Origin of the sequence: Candidatus Dechloromonas phosphoritropha (genome assembly GCA_016722705.1) — a bacterium.
In the GTDB taxonomy this organism is placed as follows: domain Bacteria; phylum Pseudomonadota; class Gammaproteobacteria; order Burkholderiales; family Rhodocyclaceae; genus Azonexus; species Azonexus phosphoritrophus.
Genome location: JADKGN010000004.1, coordinates 417,281 through 433,217, shown reverse-complemented (window position 1 = coordinate 433,217; position 15,937 = coordinate 417,281). Strand labels below are relative to the sequence as shown.

General features: G+C 58.3%; 13 protein-coding genes and 3 pseudogenes. 8 read left to right on the top strand and 8 right to left on the bottom strand.

Features of this window, described 5'->3' with window-relative positions; genetic code table 11:
* Complete coding sequence (locus IPP03_07715; protein MBL0352533.1) at positions 1-552, top strand: NADP oxidoreductase; 552 nt, start codon at positions 1-3, stop codon at positions 550-552.
* 447 nt (positions 553-999) lie between these two features.
* Here IPP03_07715 and IPP03_07710 read toward each other — a convergent pair whose 3' ends face one another.
* Both IPP03_07710 and IPP03_07705 read right to left on the bottom strand, forming a co-directional pair.
* Entirely contained in the window at positions 1,000-1,368 is a 369-nt protein-coding gene (locus IPP03_07710) for a hypothetical protein (GenBank protein ID MBL0352532.1), read from the bottom strand.
* A gap of 120 nt (positions 1,369-1,488) precedes the next feature.
* Positions 1,489-2,511 carry a restriction endonuclease gene (locus tag IPP03_07705; GenBank protein MBL0352531.1) on the bottom strand — a complete coding sequence of 341 codons (1,023 nt, stop codon included), beginning with the start codon at positions 2,509-2,511 and terminating at the stop codon, positions 1,489-1,491.
* A gap of 715 nt (positions 2,512-3,226) precedes the next feature.
* Between IPP03_07705 and ltrA the strand changes: the two genes are divergently transcribed.
* The gene (gene ltrA, locus IPP03_07700; GenBank protein MBL0352530.1) at positions 3,227-4,477 is read left to right on the top strand and encodes a group II intron reverse transcriptase/maturase; all 1,251 of its coding nucleotides are present in this window, start codon (positions 3,227-3,229) and stop codon (positions 4,475-4,477) included.
* A 140-nt stretch (positions 4,478-4,617) separates the two neighbouring features.
* Here ltrA and IPP03_07695 read toward each other — a convergent pair whose 3' ends face one another.
* The 6 genes and pseudogenes from IPP03_07695 to IPP03_07670 form a co-directional block, all read right to left on the bottom strand.
* A complete protein-coding gene (locus tag IPP03_07695; GenBank protein ID MBL0352529.1) occupies positions 4,618-6,321 on the bottom strand; it encodes a protein kinase in 1,704 nt (567 codons plus the stop codon).
* Positions 6,322-6,336: 15 nt separating this feature from the next.
* Positions 6,337-7,662, bottom strand: coding sequence for an IS4 family transposase (locus tag IPP03_07690; GenBank protein ID MBL0352528.1), 1,326 nt, complete (start codon positions 7,660-7,662; stop codon positions 6,337-6,339).
* 187 nt (positions 7,663-7,849) lie between these two features.
* Positions 7,850-9,175: an IS4 family transposase gene (locus IPP03_07685; protein MBL0352527.1), complete on the bottom strand. Its 1,326-nt coding sequence runs from the start codon at positions 9,173-9,175 to the stop codon at positions 7,850-7,852.
* Between the two features lie 68 nt (positions 9,176-9,243).
* A pseudogene (locus IPP03_07680) lies at positions 9,244-9,900 on the bottom strand (nucleotidyltransferase).
* Positions 9,901-10,282: 382 nt separating this feature from the next.
* Positions 10,283-10,672, bottom strand: coding sequence for a type II toxin-antitoxin system HicB family antitoxin (locus tag IPP03_07675; GenBank protein MBL0352526.1), 390 nt, complete (start codon positions 10,670-10,672; stop codon positions 10,283-10,285).
* A gap of 13 nt (positions 10,673-10,685) precedes the next feature.
* Complete coding sequence (locus IPP03_07670) at positions 10,686-10,919, bottom strand: type II toxin-antitoxin system HicA family toxin (GenBank protein ID MBL0352525.1); 234 nt, start codon at positions 10,917-10,919, stop codon at positions 10,686-10,688.
* A gap of 22 nt (positions 10,920-10,941) precedes the next feature.
* Here IPP03_07670 and IPP03_07665 point away from each other — a divergent pair.
* From IPP03_07665 to IPP03_07640, 6 genes and pseudogenes are all read left to right on the top strand, one after another.
* Positions 10,942-11,330: pseudogene (locus IPP03_07665) on the top strand (transposase).
* Positions 11,331-11,950: 620 nt separating this feature from the next.
* Positions 11,951-12,028, top strand: a pseudogene (locus IPP03_07660) (NADP oxidoreductase).
* A gap of 8 nt (positions 12,029-12,036) precedes the next feature.
* Positions 12,037-13,500: a Ni/Fe hydrogenase subunit alpha gene (locus tag IPP03_07655; protein ID MBL0352524.1), complete on the top strand. Its 1,464-nt coding sequence runs from the start codon at positions 12,037-12,039 to the stop codon at positions 13,498-13,500.
* The gene (locus IPP03_07650; GenBank protein MBL0352523.1) at positions 13,497-14,006 is read left to right on the top strand and encodes a hydrogenase maturation protease; all 510 of its coding nucleotides are present in this window, start codon (positions 13,497-13,499) and stop codon (positions 14,004-14,006) included. Before IPP03_07655 ends, IPP03_07650 begins: the two co-directional genes overlap by 4 nt.
* 185 nt (positions 14,007-14,191) lie before the next feature.
* Positions 14,192-15,232: a phosphoribosylformylglycinamidine cyclo-ligase gene (gene purM, locus IPP03_07645; protein MBL0352522.1), complete on the top strand. Its 1,041-nt coding sequence runs from the start codon at positions 14,192-14,194 to the stop codon at positions 15,230-15,232.
* Positions 15,204-15,857, top strand: coding sequence for a septal ring lytic transglycosylase RlpA family protein (locus tag IPP03_07640; protein MBL0352521.1), 654 nt, complete (start codon positions 15,204-15,206; stop codon positions 15,855-15,857). The genes purM and IPP03_07640 overlap by 29 nt, the downstream gene beginning before the upstream one ends.
* Positions 15,858-15,937: the final 80 nt, after the last annotated feature.

Sequence of the window (15,937 nt, the reverse complement as noted above, 5' to 3'; positions counted from 1 at the left end):
ATGAATGGCCCGAGGAAGAAATTCAAGGTCGCCACGACTTCGCTGGCGGGTTGTTTCGGCTGCCACATGTCGTTCCTCGACATCGACGAGCGGTTGTTCACGCTGCTCGATTACGTCGAGTTCGACCGTTCGCCGCTGACCGACATCAAGGAGGTCAGCGCGGACTGCGACATCGGCATCATCGAGGGTGGCTTGTGCAATGCCGAGAATGTCCACGTGCTGCGCGATTTTCGCCGGAACTGCAAGGTGCTGATCGCCATCGGCGCCTGCGCGATCAACGGCGGCCTGCCGGCGCAGCGCAATCACCTGTCGCTGGCGACGATACTCGAGGAAATCTATCACACCAGCCCCGGGCTGGCCAGCGGCATGATTCCGAACGACCCCGAGCTGCCGCTGCCGCTCAACAAGGTGCATCCCATACACGAAGTGGTGCAGGTCGATTACTTCATCCCCGGCTGCCCACCTTCCGCCGATGCGATATGGAAGGTGCTGACCGATCTGCTGGCCGGCAGGGAGCCGGAGTTGGGCCACGGCCTGATGCACTATGACTGAGCGAAAAGACGATTTTTAACGCGGATTGCACGGATTGACGGAGATGGACAAGCCACCGTCGCCTGATCCTGATCTTCGACGAGGCGCTATCAAACCTGGATCAGCAGACGGCGGAACATTTTGCTGGAACCATCAACAAGCTGAAAGGCAAAGTCACCCTGCTGTTCATTTCGATGTGTTTGGTTGATGAAGATGGATTGGTGCGGTCAACGGGAAAATTACTAGGAAAATCAGGCGATTTTGAGGGGGCGGGAATGCAGGAAACAACGAGGGGAAAAAGGAAATGACTCTGATCCCTTTAACGTCCGGGGCGTGCTGTCAGATAGCTGATGACCGAGGTTTCAACGTAGATTTTTCGCTTCATGATTTTCGCCTTGGTTCAGAAAACCGTGGTCTGTTCCCTGTTGTCCAAGAGACCGCTGTATGAGCGAAGATTGAATATGCACGCTACTTCTTGCCCTTGATTTTCAAAATAACTTCTGAATCACTAAGCGGCGCGCCGACCCAGACAAACACTTTTGACGCTCCCGCGCCAAATGCCAGTTCATGAAACAACCGCTCTTCGACTTGCGTTAGCCCCCCATCGATTTTCTCAAGTGGGTGAATTACAACCGAGGTGAGAAGAGCGAACCCAGATCCACGAGCCTCAGATAGTGCAGCCTTCAAACACTCCTGCGCGGCGGTAAAGTTGCCGACCAGCATTCTTTGGTGAGAAAAAGCAGGGGTTGCTTTCCGTTGAATAGAACGTGAGTTATCAACGTTCCGCACTTGGAACTGATTTTCCCGGACCTGCACATAAAGTGATTTTGTGAACATTTCTTTTGGGTAAGAGAAGGTCTAACGTTTGAGTTCAGAGGCGCCCCGCCGATAGGCGGAGCGTCCCCTGCAACGAGTGGTTAGGCGTCGCTGCGCGGGATTGGGGAATAGGCTTCATGTTCATGATCCCAGGAAGATGCCTGTGCCCGGTGTCTTTAGCTGAGACAACCAATCCTTCAATGTCGCTCGGTCCGCAACCTCAATGGGGTATGAGCGCGCGCGGCGAACGGTGTCTGCTCCCGGCGCAAGAGCCGATGACGTGACAACAAGCCCGGACGTCGCATTCTCATCAACCACATCTGCCCACAGCGCCTTCACAACAGTCTTACCTACCTTCTCCTTCTGGCGTTTGCACTGAATAAGAATGAGTGGTGGCTCGGTTGGTGTCGCCCCAAGATTCCAGGCACGGATATCTACGCCCCCGTCATTTCTACCCGGCCCCACATCGACGGTGTACCCAGATCGGACGAAGAACTCTGCGGCCAAACCTTCAAATTTTCGCCAGTTGATGTTGTCAATCCTATCGAAATTGGCAGAGAGATAATCAATGAAGCGCTGATCAAAGAATGTGCCGTGAGTTGCGTCGAGGGATTCGCTTGAAAACAGTCCTTTGAGGTCGACGGTGTCTTTCCAAGCGACTTGCCGGTCGGGATGCCATTGCCACGGACTGGCGCGCTCGCTCAGTTCAATCAGACCGATTAGTTCCACCGCTATTGGTATCGCATCACTGGGAAGGTTTGACGAGACTTTCTCGAAGAAATGCTCCTTGTCGAAACCGTCGTTCAATGAGTGTTTTCCACCATTGAAGTGAACGTCTCCCAACAGAGCCAGTACCTGCAACAAATAGGAGCTTTTCTCTGCGTCTGCGTGGTATTTGATGTGAAGAAGTGTGGGGCCATGACCCACAAACTCTCTGTCTAGACGGCCGAGTCTAAAGAGCACGCGTTGGAATGCGTCTTCAACTTCAGCCGCCCTAAGTCTGACCAGATCATCAGATACCGAAGCAATTGCCGACGCAATGGGGTCGTTTCCCCCAATGTGGGTGACGAGTTCGTCGCGTGTTAGAGCCAACCCCGATTTGAGGCCGACTTGCTCGCCAAAAAAGGCGGCAAATTCGTTTGTTGGTGTCCAGATCGAGCCCATTGTGACGCCTAACGTGGAGGTCACCGGCGCTGCGCGGCTTTATCGCGCAGCGTCCGGTGGACCGCAGGGTGTGCGCCCAGCATGGGCGCGATGTAATGGGGTGGAAGTCCCCTGTGGGAGCACCGACATGGATTCATCACGAGTCAATGATAACCACTAGCCGAAGGCAAGGGCAAGCTCGCGAGGGCTTGTCTGGAGGAAGCCGGAGTGCAAACGTGCGAGGCGACGGACAGAAACTGCATAGAAGGCCGAGAGGGTCGAGGCGAGTCGGCACAGGACGACGAAGCCCACCGGTACGACCCTTACGGTAAATGCGGCGCTTGTGCGCGGAAACATCGCGTTCTTACCTGGGGAGATCTGCCGCGCGAGCGGTGACGTAGGCTGAACGAAAGGTGGCCGGGTTGAGCCAGTCCCAATCAACCAGCGCCGATGTGGGCTGTCACGCATCAAGGGCGATCGAACGGGCAGCAACGTTCAGTAACCGTAACAGCGCAGCGGTCAGCAATGGCTGATGTGAAGCGGCAGAAGTCAGCAGAGATCATAGTAGTCGTGCAAGTTGTGGCGCGGCGAAGGATCGAACAACGAACCACAAGGAGCAGACGGAGCGATCTTGGCGTAGCCGAAGTATCCCCAGGCGGGGAAGGCGAGCCGGCGAACAACCCGAACCGAGCCTTGAAACAAGACGAGACGAAAAGCAGTGGAAACAACCGAGTTAATGGCAGCAGTACTCTCCAGCGGCAACCTGCGCACCGCGTGGGGGCGCGTGAAAGCCAACAAGGGGGCGCCGGGTATCGACGGCATCACCATCGAGGGCTTTCCCGCCTACCTGCGGGCGCACTGGGGAGACATCCGAAGCCAACTCGAAACCGGGCACTATCGCCCCAGTGCCGTCCGTCGGGTCGAAATACCCAAGGAGGACGGCAGCAAGCGGCTGCTGGGGATTCCGATCCTCATGGATCGGGTCATCCAGCAGGCTATCGCCCAAGTGCTCACGCCGATCTTCGATCCCCGCTTCTCGGAATCGAGCTTCGGCTTTCGACCGGGCCGCAATGCACACCAAGCGATCAGACAGGTACAACGGCATGTGAAGGACGGCTACGCCATGGCCGTGGATATTGACCTCGCCAAATTCTTCGACACGGTCAATCACGACGTGTTGATGAATATCCTCGGGCGAACGATCCGCGACAAGGCGTTGTTGAATCTGATCGGACGTTACCTGCGCGCCGGGGTGCTGGTCGGTGAGCACGTCGAGCCCAGCGACATCGGCACGCCCCAGGGTGGGCCGCTGTCGCCGCTCTTGGCCAACATTCTGCTCAACGAACTGGATCATGAACTCGAACGGCGTGGGCATCGTTTTGCGCGATACGCCGACGACATGGTGGTGCTGGTCAAAAGTCCGCGAGCAGGAAACCGAGTCATGCAAAGTTTGACGCAATATCTGGAAGGTCGTCTGAAGCTCAAAATCAACCCGGTCAAAAGCAAGGTGGCGAAGATAAGTGAATGCGGCTTTCTGGGCTTCACGATAGTTCGGGGCAAAATCCGCTGGCTGGAGAAAAAGCTGGCGGCGTTCAAGTACCGCGTGAAGGAACTCACCGGCAGGAGCTGGGGAGTATCAATGGAGTTCCGGCTGCGCAAGCTGGGACAGTACGTGCGGGGGTGGATGGGGTACTTTGGCATCAGCGAGTACTACCGACCGATCCCGGGACTGGACGAGTGGATCAGACGGCGCATCCGAATGGGCTATTGGAAACAATGGCGCTGGCCGCGCACGAAGATCAAGCACTTGCTGGCGTTGGGCGTGAGCCTGAAAACAGCGATCCAGCATGGCGTCAGCAGCAAGAGCTACTGGCACATGGCACGTACTCCGGCGATGCAACAAGCGTTGAGCAATGACTGGCTCAAGACCAAAGGGTTGCTGAGCATCAAGACGTTATGGTGCAAGGCGCAGGGTTATTCGTCTTAGTCGAGCGCGTCAACTCGTTGAACCGCCCACTGCGGACCCGCATGGTGGGTGGTGTGGGGAGGGCCGGTTAGAAGCCGGTCCTTACCCGATTGGGCGTCTCGATTTGACCCAGCGAATTTCCTGCGATTCTATGTCCACGCTCAGTGTCGTATCGTTTTCATGATCTGAATTAATTTCTCGTCCACGAATTGCAAGTTATCCGCGTTGTGTTGTCCTTTACCCAGTTCCAGCATGCGTTTGGCATTCTGAAGAGCCTCAACTGCTGCACTGTAGTTGTCGCGGTACTCGTGAATTTCGGCGAGTACTACGAAGAGCGCGTCATTGCTCGGGTTATGGTCGATGTAGGGCTGGAGGAATTCCAAAGCCTGCGCGTATCCGCTGACGAGATTGAGGACGCGGGCCTTCAGTCCAACAGCCAGAAGTGGTTCGTGTCCCCGGTGGAGAAGTTTATTGCAACAGTCGAGGCATTCACGGGCCTTCTTTTTCTGAAAATATAGCTTTGCTAACTGGATGACCGCGAAGTTATCTTCAGGGGCAAGCTGCTGCACCTGCTTGAAGCAATTGATGGCTTGATCAAGGTCTCCCTGCTCCAGAGAGATCAGGCCAAGGTTGTGCCATGCGTCAACATCCGAAGGTCGCGCGGCAGACCAACCTTCTAAGAGTGCCTTAGCGGCTGCAATATGTCGGCCTTCCATGAATTCCCTGAGTAGTCCCTGGGCCTTCGCCAAGACCAATGGCTTATCCGGTCGTAGCTTGATCGCATTCGCAGTAAGCGTAGCGGACTCGGAGTACTCCTTTTGCAGCACCAATGGCCCAATGAGATTCATCATTGCTGCGGTGTTGTATGGGTCAAAATGTAGGGCGTGTGCGAATGCCTTCTTTACTTCCGGCACTGGCGCGTTTGTTCTGCCGAGGAGAATGCCAAGATTGTTCCATGCGTGAGTGTTATACGGGTTGACCCCCAACGATTGCTTGGTTGCAGCCAAGCCTTGGGGATACTCGCCACGCTCGAAATGGATTCGTCCTTTTTCCGTCCATCCACACTCGTTTTCTGCATACTTTGAAACGTACTCGTCTATGGCTTTCAGTGCGCGATCCTTGTCCCCGAGTGCGACGTAGCTCTGAGCCTGGGAGTATAGTTCTTCATCTTCTTTTGCGACGTGCGCGACGCATGGTAGCTTGATATGAAGTCTGTTGGCTACGACACGAAGATCAGCGAGAAAGGCATCATATGTTGCATACCTACGCTCCAGCCTTTTTTCCAGGCATCGAGCAACTACCGACATTAGAGGTGAGTCGACGGGTAACGGCGCTTGGGCGGAGTGCGCCTGAAAGAACTCGGATCCAATATCCTGAGAGTCCGGCTTGATTCGGTACGGATAGCCATTTCCAGTCACCATCTGATAAAGGATGATGCCGAAGCTGTAGATGTCGGCTCGATGGTCAACGGTTTTCGCGTCAAGGAACTGCTCTGGTGCCATGTAGGGAAGGGTGCCCATGGCAGAACCAGTCCTTGTTTTCGAGACTGTCTCGACAGCTTCTGTCTTTCCGAATAGCCGCCACCCTCGTTTTTTTGTCGTGGCATCCGATTCAATGGATTTCGCCAACCCAAAGTCAGTGACTTTAAGCGTTGCGGTTTGATCAATCATCAGGTTGTCCGGCTTGATGTCCCGGTGCGCGAGGACACCTTTTGATCGTGCGTAGTCCATGCCATAACAAAACTGTGCGGCCCAAAGCAAGATGATTTCGGGGCGTAGCTGGCCTTCATTTAGAAAGTGGGCTAAGTTGTTGCGGCCATCTTCGTCTGGCTCCACGTACTCGGCAGCGACGAACAGTTGACCCATCCCATTACACACAACTCATAGCGCATGAGCTTCCCGGGCGAACCTGATCCCCGCCGCGAAATCGACGACGCGTTGAAGGCCGAGCCAAATGGTCTTCACACCCGGCTCGCCATCGCCCTTGCGGGCCAGAAATCCGCCAAGCATCGCCACCAAGCGCACCACTTCATTGAGCCTGGGCGGCGTCTTGGGCACCTTCTTCCGATTCAGGATGTAAGCCGCTTGCCATTCGTCCTGCTCGAACAGCAAGGCCGCATCCAGGTCTGGGCAGGTACGGCCCAGGCGCATGAGTCGGGCAATCCGCCAAGCCACCACCATGAACAGCGCCAGCGCCCGTTCCAGCCGCGCCACGGTGCTCAACTGCAACGCCTCTACGCGGCAGCCGTTCTTGAGGACATGGAAGAACAGTTCGATCTCCCAGCGCGCCCGGTACCAGTCGATCAGTTCGGTCGCCGCTTCGAAAGAGTTAATCGGCCGATTGGTCAGCAGCCGCCATTCCACCGGCTTCACGCCCTCGGGGGCACTTTCTTCTCGCGCCACCAGACAACTCACCTCGATCCGGCTCCCCTTGCCGTCGGAGACCGTCACCCGCTTTGCCCAGACTCGTTGCCGAACGTCCCGCGCCTTCTGTCCTTGCCGCGAAGGCATCGTGAAGCGGATGCCGCCGAGCGCTTCGCTGGCCAGGACCTCAGTCCACAGCTTGCCGCCCTCGGGAAGCGCCCGATTGTGCTGGGAACGAATCAGCCAGTCGGCGGGATGCCCCAGCTCGCGGGCTTGCACCATCAGGGCCACGATGTCCGCCTCCCGATCCGCCACATACACCAGCCGGGTGTCCGGCAGCCTGCTCGCCAACTCCGCGATGCGGGTGTAGCCCTCCGTCCAGCGGGTGCTTTCCAGCAGGCCACCTCGTTGGCCGCTCGCGTCCTTGGGTTCGCGTGCCCACATCCAGGCGTCCAGAACACCCAAGGGTTCACGCTGCGGACTGACCGCGTAGGTGGGATGCACGTACATCCCGCGTTGGGCTTCATACGAGAGCGGCCCCAGACCGGCAATGCGCTGACCATTGAAGTCGAGTTCCGTGGTGTCTTGGAGGCACAGCACCACCGGGTGCGCCTGCATGCGCGTTTCGGCGCTTCGCCAGTGCGAGGCGAGGATGGCTTCCCATTCGATGTCGTCCTGCGCAAAAAAGCGATATGCCGCCTGGGTTTCCGCCCAGCCGCCGCAGGCTTGCGGGATGCTGGCCAGCGGGTTGGCGGCCATGCGCTCCGCCAGCAGCACCGTGCGCTTGTCCAGACGCCGGTCGCCCAGGTCGATCGCCTTGAACTCCTCCGCTGCCCAACTCATCACGCCCGTCCCACGTTCCTTGAAAAGTCAGCATGTTACGGGCTGGTGTTGAAGTTGTGTGTAATGGCATGCCCTGAAGGTTATCCCAGATATAAAAAAGCATGGCACGAAGGCATTCAGTCCATGTTGGGTGTGCAAATGCATCGTCTGGACAGTTGTAGGCTAAACACATCCCATTACACACAACTCATAGCGCATGAGCTTCCCGGGCGAACCTGATCCCCGCCGCGAAATCGACGACGCGTTGAAGGCCGAGCCAAATGGTCTTCACACCCGGCTCGCCATCGCCCTTGCGGGCCAGAAATCCGCCAAGCATCGCCACCAAGCGCACCACTTCATTGAGCCTGGGCGGCGTCTTGGGCACCTTCTTCCGATTCAGGATGTAAGCCGCTTGCCATTCGTCCTGCTCGAACAGCAAGGCCGCATCCAGGTCTGGGCAGGTACGGCCCAGGCGCATGAGTCGGGCAATCCGCCAAGCCACCACCATGAACAGCGCCAGCGCCCGTTCCAGCCGCGCCACGGTGCTCAACTGCAACGCCTCTACGCGGCAGCCGTTCTTGAGGACATGGAAGAACAGTTCGATCTCCCAGCGCGCCCGGTACCAGTCGATCAGTTCGGTCGCCGCTTCGAAAGAGTTAATCGGCCGATTGGTCAGCAGCCGCCATTCCACCGGCTTCACGCCCTCGGGGGCACTTTCTTCTCGCGCCACCAGACAACTCACCTCGATCCGGCTCCCCTTGCCGTCGGAGACCGTCACCCGCTTTGCCCAGACTCGTTGCCGAACGTCCCGCGCCTTCTGTCCTTGCCGCGAAGGCATCGTGAAGCGGATGCCGCCGAGCGCTTCGCTGGCCAGGACCTCAGTCCACAGCTTGCCGCCCTCGGGAAGCGCCCGATTGTGCTGGGAACGAATCAGCCAGTCGGCGGGATGCCCCAGCTCGCGGGCTTGCACCATCAGGGCCACGATGTCCGCCTCCCGATCCGCCACATACACCAGCCGGGTGTCCGGCAGCCTGCTCGCCAACTCCGCGATGCGGGTGTAGCCCTCCGTCCAGCGGGTGCTTTCCAGCAGGCCACCTCGTTGGCCGCTCGCGTCCTTGGGTTCGCGTGCCCACATCCAGGCGTCCAGAACACCCAAGGGTTCACGCTGCGGACTGACCGCGTAGGTGGGATGCACGTACATCCCGCGTTGGGCTTCATACGAGAGCGGCCCCAGACCGGCAATGCGCTGACCATTGAAATCCAGTTCCGTGGTGTCTTGGAGGCACAGCACCACCGGGTGCGCCTGCATGCGCGTTTCGGCGCTTCGCCAGTGCGAGGCGAGGATGGCTTCCCATTCGATGTCGTCCTGCGCAAAAAAGCGATATGCCGCCTGGGTTTCCGCCCAGCCGCCGCAGGCTTGCGGGATGCTGGCCAGCGGGTTGGCGGCCATGCGCTCCGCCAGCAGCACCGTGCGCTTGTCCAGACGCCGGTCGCCCAGGTCGATCGCCTTGAACTCCTCCGCTGCCCAACTCATCACGCCCGTCCCACGTTCCTTGAAAAGTCAGCATGTTACGGGCTGGTGTTGAAGTTGTGTGTAATGGCATGGGCTAAACACTCCATAAAAAAGGACGGTAGCTCACGAAATGTCCCATCTTCTGCCATTGCATTTTCAATACGCTTTAACAAACGCGCTCCTTTTTTATAGGCATAACCAGTTCTCGTATTCTTGGCTTTCCCATTTTCTAATTGTTGTGCTGGATAATTAACAATACTGCTGCCGTCAGTCTTGAATATTTTTGTTCCATCTCTTGATTCGTACTTCATGTAGTATCGATAGCTGAAGCATGGAACAACATCGGCATCTACACGCGCCGAATTAGAATTTATCTGTATTGCAGTAGAACCCGAAGAGTCTACCTGCCCAGGAAATTTTGCATTCATAGCTGCAAGAAGCTCGGCTCTAAGCTTTGCCGGAGTCCAAATTCCCTCGTATGGCTCGCTAGGTGGGTGGTTGCCTTTTTCAGATTCTTCCCAATATTGAATATCCGTGCATTCAACAGCTATATCTACGTCACTATCTGAACGGACATTAGTATTGTTAGCGTAAGATCCTTTTGCATAAACCTTCAACGAGCAGTTGTTGAATGCCACATGTGAATCTATGGCTTGGCGAATCATCCGCTCCGTTCGATCCTGCTTATCCTGTTCAGTGTCACTCGAAGGTTTTGTCCATGCGGCCAATTTATCTTCCAAGCTCATTGGTTATCCTCTGAAAACGCTAACGTTAAGTATACGCCTTGGCAGGCGTATACTTAACCAGCCAAAGGTGTATAACGCGAATACGTTGTTTGCAATGCATTGAATTTTTGTGATTTATAAAAATAATCATGCCAGACGCCACCCCTCAAACCCCGCCGCCGCCAAAACCAACCAAAAGGGGCCAGAGATATTTAGTTTTCTGAGCCATTGAATATGCCCCGTCTTCCCCGAGTTCTTCTTGCTGATTACGCGCTGCACATTGTTCAGCGCGGCATCTATCACGAGCCATGTTTTTCACCGATGAGGAGCGCTATAGGGGTCAGAGCAATTTTACTCCGCCCCACTCAATGCTCCCGGTCATGGCTTGCCAGTTACCCCGATTCTATGCCGCCAATACCTTTCTGGCGATGAATCCTGATCGGGTTTCGCCAGCCGCCTTGGCGGAAGCATCAATCCGACGCAGCACCCTGGATGGCAGCGTGATATTCACCCGCTCCGACCTGTCGGACAGCGCCGCCAGATCGACAGACACCACGGCCCAAATCCAGCCGACGAATTCCGGATTGGCTTGATGATCGGCAATGCTTCTCGGTGACGGCACGCTGCCGCCGTCATCGATCACGGTTTCCAGCCAAAGCTCGATTGCTTCCCTGGCCTTGTCCACCGCTTCGTCCAGGGTGTCGCCGGCGGAAAAGCAGCCTGGCAGATCGGGCACGACAACGCCGAACGCGTGTTTTTCGTCACCCTGTTCAATCGCAATGGGGTATCTCATGGCTTCGCTCCTTTCACTTCAGATCGGCTTGTTTCAGCAGCTTGTTGGCCAAGCCAGAGCCCAAATCCTTTTTCGCATGCGGCACGCTGATGTGACCGCCTCGTTCCGGGTGCGTGTCGATGTGGTGCGAACCTTTCACTCCCCGCAACACCCACCCGGACCGCAGCAACTGCTTGATGATGTCGGCGCTGTTCGCGTGTGTATTATACACACCAGCCAAAGTACAACCAAAAGCGGCCAGAGACATTTGGTTTTCTGAGCCATTGAATATGCCCGGTCGCCCCCGAGTTCTTCTTGCTGACTACCCGCTGCACATTGTTCAGCGCGGCATCAATCGCGAACCATGTTTTTCACTGATGAAGATGACTACTGCTATCTCCATTGGCTGGGAGCGGTGGCTGGCGATTGTGGTTGCACAATTCATGCCTATGGACTGATGACCAACCACGTCCATTTGCTGCTGACGCCATTGGCCAGCCGAGCGCACTCACGAATGATGCAATCCGTCGGCCGTCGCTATGTGCAGCAGTACATCAACCGCTTCTACAGGCGAACTGGCAGCCTGGGGGAAGGGCGGTACAAATCGAGCGTGGTGCAAGACGAAAGCTATCTGCTCGCCTGCCAACGCTACAGCGAACTCAACCCGGTGCGGGTGGGAATGGTCGTTGATCCGGGGCAATGCCGCTGGTCAAGCTATCGCGCCAACGGACTGGGGGCAGAGGATGCCCGGCTGACGTTGCATTCCTTGTCCCGGAGTTTGGGCGTGGATGCGGGAGAACGACAGGTCGCTTACCGGATGCTTTTTCGTCCGGAATCGGACGCGGAAGCCGCCGACGATATTCGCCAGGCTCTGCAACTGAGCATGCCAGCAGGGAACGAGCGCTTTGCGCAAACGATCTCTGCCCGACAGGGTATCCGGTACAACACCGACCAACGCGAGCGGCCGAATAAGCCGGTGGGTAAAGTTCGCACTCCACCTGTAGCAAACCAGCAGAATATTAGATTTTAGGGAGAGCGGGGATGAAAAATAAAGGTTATGAGAAAATGGAAATATCCCTAAGGAAACGCAGATCTATTCGTCACCCCGGCGAAGGCCGGGGTCCAGGTCGTTGATTTTTCTGGATTCCGGCCTTCGCCGGAATGACAATTCCGGGATAAATCAGCGCTTCCTTAATGCCGGGGAAGATGAAAAATGACGATGAAAATCGATTGCTGCGGTCGACCCGGAAAATCGGCGAAAATCGAAATGTCTCTGACCCCTTTGGTTGGTGCGCCGCTGCGATCTGGATGGTGCTGACCGATCTGCTGGCCGGCAGGGCGCCGGAGTTGGACCACGGCTTGATTCATTACAATTGAGGTAGACAATGACCTATCAACTGGAAACCGCTGCCCACCCCGAAAGATTGCGCCGTGTCGCGATTGATCCCGTCTCGCGCGTCGAGGGCCACGGCAAGGTCACCATTCTGCTCGACGAGCAGAACAGGGTGCATCAGGTGCGCCTGCACATCGTCGAGTTCCGCGGCTTCGAGAAATTCATCCAGGGCCGGCCGTATTGGGAAGTCCCGGTCATGGTCCAGCGCCTCTGTGGCATTTGCCCGGTGTCGCATCACCTCGCGGCATCGAAGGCGCTCGACATCATTGTCGGCGCCAGAAAACTGAGGCCGGCCGCCGAGAAGCTGCGCCGCCTGATGCACTACGGCCAGATTCTGCAGTCACATGCGCTGCATTTCTTTCACCTCTGTTCGCCTGACCTGCTGTTTGGCTTCGACAGCGACGTGACCCGGCGCAATATCGTCGGCGTCGTCGCCGCGCATCCCGAAATCGCCAGGCGCGGCGTGCTGCTCAGGAAGTTCGGCCAGGAAGTGATCCGCGTCACCGCCGGCAAGCGCGTGCATGGCACCGGGGCGGTGCCGGGCGGCATGAACAAATCGCTGACCGTCGCCGAGCGCGACGAACTGCTCAAGGAGATCTATCACATCGTCGCCTGGTCACGCGACGCGGTGCACCTGATCCAGAAGGTGCATACGCAGGACCCGGGTCTGTACAACAGTTTCGGCATCTTTCGCTCGAACTTCATGTCGATCGTCGGCCACAACGGCGATCTCGATTTCTATCATGGCACCCTGCGCGCGCGCGACGACAATGGCAAGCTGATCTTCGACAGCGTCGATTACGAGCAGTACGACAAGTACATCGAGGAGGAAGTCCGGCCGTGGACCTACATGAAGTTCCCGTTCTTCAAGTCGCTCGGCAAGGAGGTAGGCTGGTACAAGGTCGGCCCGCTCGCCCGCGTGCAGAACTGCGACCAGATCTCTACGCCGTTCGCCGAGCGCGAGCGACAGGAATTCGTCGACTACGCTGGTGGATCGCCGATGCATGCGCCACTCGCCTACCACTGGACGCGGATGATCGAGATGCTGCACGCCGCGGAGGTGATCAAGGAACTGTTGCACGACGATGACCTGCTGAGCGACGATCTGATGGTCGAGGGCGAGCACCAGATGGCGGGCGTCGGCGTCATCGAAGCGCCGCGCGGCACGCTGTTTCATCATTATCAGGTGGACGAAAATGACCTGATCACGATGGCCAACCTGATCGTCTCCACCACCAACAACAATCAGGCGATGAACGAGGCTGTACGCCATGTCGCCCGCCGCTACCTGCATGGGCGCGAAATCACTGAAGGCCTGCTCAACCACATCGAGGTCGCGATCCGCGCCTTCGACCCCTGCCTGTCTTGCGCCACGCATGCGCTGGGCAAAATGCCGCTGGCTGTCGAACTGGTCGATGCGGAAGGGCAGGTCGTTCATTCGCTGAGCCGTTCATGAGCGCGCCGGTCGTCGTCTTCGCCGTCGGCAACCCGAGTCGCGGCGACGACGCGATCGGACCGGAACTCTGCGGTCGACTGGCGGAATGGCTCGAAAATGCAGGCCTGGCCGAGCAGTTCGAACTGGTCGAGGATTTCCAGTTGCAGATCGAACATGCCCTCGACCTGCGGGGACGCGAGCTGGCGCTGTTCATCGACGCTGGCGAGAACACGCCGGCGCCTTTCGTTTTCGCCCGAATTTTTCCGTCGACCGCAGTCGCCCATACGACGCACGAGCTGGCGCCGGAAGCCGTGCTGCGGGTCTATCGGCAAACCGAAGGCGGGGAATCGCCGCCAGCCTTCGTGTTGTGCGTACGCGGCGAGAAATTCGAGCTTGGCGAACCGCTCAGCGCCATGGCGTCACAACATTGCGTTGCGGCCATGGAACTGCTGACGCAGCTCTGCCGCCAGCCTTCTCGCGCCGCTTGGGATCGGCAGGTCACCGGGGTGAAGCTGCGCCCGCCCTGATCGCTCAATGGCGGAAGTGGCAAGCGCTGGCAACCGCCGCGACCAACTTTATGGCGCCGCTTTCATGCCGGATTTCCGTGGAGCTTGATCGAGCGCGGCAATGCCGCCGGTTTTGCCGGACGCCATCGTCCTGCTTGCGGTAAGATTCGCCATATTCCCACCGTCGACCGCAACAGCCCGCTGCCATGACCCTGATTACTCCCCTTTCCTACCGCGATGCCGGCGTCGATATCGCTGCCGGCGATGCCCTCGTCGACCGCATCAAGCCGCTGGCCAGAAAAACCATGCGCGAGGGCGTGCTCGGCGGCATCGGTGGTTTCGGGGCGCTGTTCGAGGTGCCCAAGCGTTACCAGGAGCCGGTGCTGGTCTCCGGTACCGACGGCGTCGGCACCAAGCTGCGCCTGGCTTTCGAACTGGATCGTCACGATACGGTGGGGCAGGATCTGGTGGCCATGAGCGTCAATGATATTCTGGTGCAGGGCGCCGAGTCGCTTTTCTTCCTCGACTACTTTGCCTGCGGCAAGCTGCACGTCGATACCGCCGCCGCCGTCGTCGGCGGCATCGCCAGGGGTTGCGAACTGGCCGGTTGCGCGCTGATCGGCGGCGAGACCGCCGAAATGCCGGGCATGTATCCGGATGGCGAATACGATCTGGCGGGCTTTGCCGTCGGCGTTGTCGAAAAGTCCATGATCATCGACGGTTCGACCATCCAGCCCGGTGATGTCGTGCTCGGCCTGGCCTCCTCCGGCGCCCACTCCAACGGCTATTCGCTGGTGCGCAAGATCATCGAGCGTTCGCGGCCGGACCTGCATGCCTCTTTCGACGGCGAACGCACGCTCGCCGACGTCGTGATGATGCCGACCCGAATCTACGTCAGGCAGGTTCTGCAACTGATGCACAAGGTCAAAGTCAAGGGGATGGCCCACATCACCGGCGGCGGCCTGCTCGAAAATGTTCCGCGCGTGCTGCCGGAGAGCACCGTCGCCGAACTGGAAAAGGCCGCCTGGCCGCGGCCGAAGCTGTTCGACTGGCTGCAGGCCGAAGGCAGGGTCGCGGAAAACGAGATGCACCGCGTCTTCAACTGCGGGATCGGCATGGTCATCGTCGTGGCGGCGGCTGATGCCGAGCCGGCGATGGTGGAACTGAAGGCCGCCGGCGAAGCTGTCTATCGCATCGGCCGGATCCGGGCGCGGCAGGGTGACGAAGCGCAGACCGTCGTGGTCTGAGCGTTTGCGCCGGGCCGTCGCGCTGGTGTGCGGCCTGGTCCTGGCGTATCTGCCCGGGCCGCTATGGGCGGCGGACAAGTCCGCCCAGAAAGCTTCGCCGGCGAAGAAGGTCGCCGTCAGGAAGGCGGTGGGCAAGAAAGGCGCAAAACCGCCTGCGCGCGCGCCGTCCTCCGAGATTGGCACGGCGGAGATCGTCGAATCGCAGCAGACCGGTCTGCGCGGTTCGGCCAGTTATTACGGGCAGGATTTCCACGGCCGACGCACGGCGACCGGCGAGACCTTCGACGCGCGAGGATTTACCGCCGCCACCAACCGCTTTCCGCTCGGCAGTTGGGTGGCCGTGCGCCGGCTCGACAACACCCGGTGCGCCATCGTCCAGGTCAATGACCGCATGCATGCCAGGCACTGGGTGCGCATCATCGACGTTTCCCGGGGTGTCGCCGAGTATCTCGACATGATCCGCGCCGGTGTCGTGCTGGTGCGCGTGGCGCCGCTGAAAGCCACTGACCGCAACGATCGTTCGTGCCAAGCTGCGTTCGTGTCCGATGAGCCGGAGTCCGGTCCGGGCTTGCTCCCGAAATCGCTGACCCCGGCGTCCCCGGCTCAGCTGGATGCGATGCATTAGCCGGAAAAATTCTCGGCTTGCCGTCTCTCGGATACAATGTCGGTCGTTACTGACTCCCTGGTCATTATTAAGGATGGCGC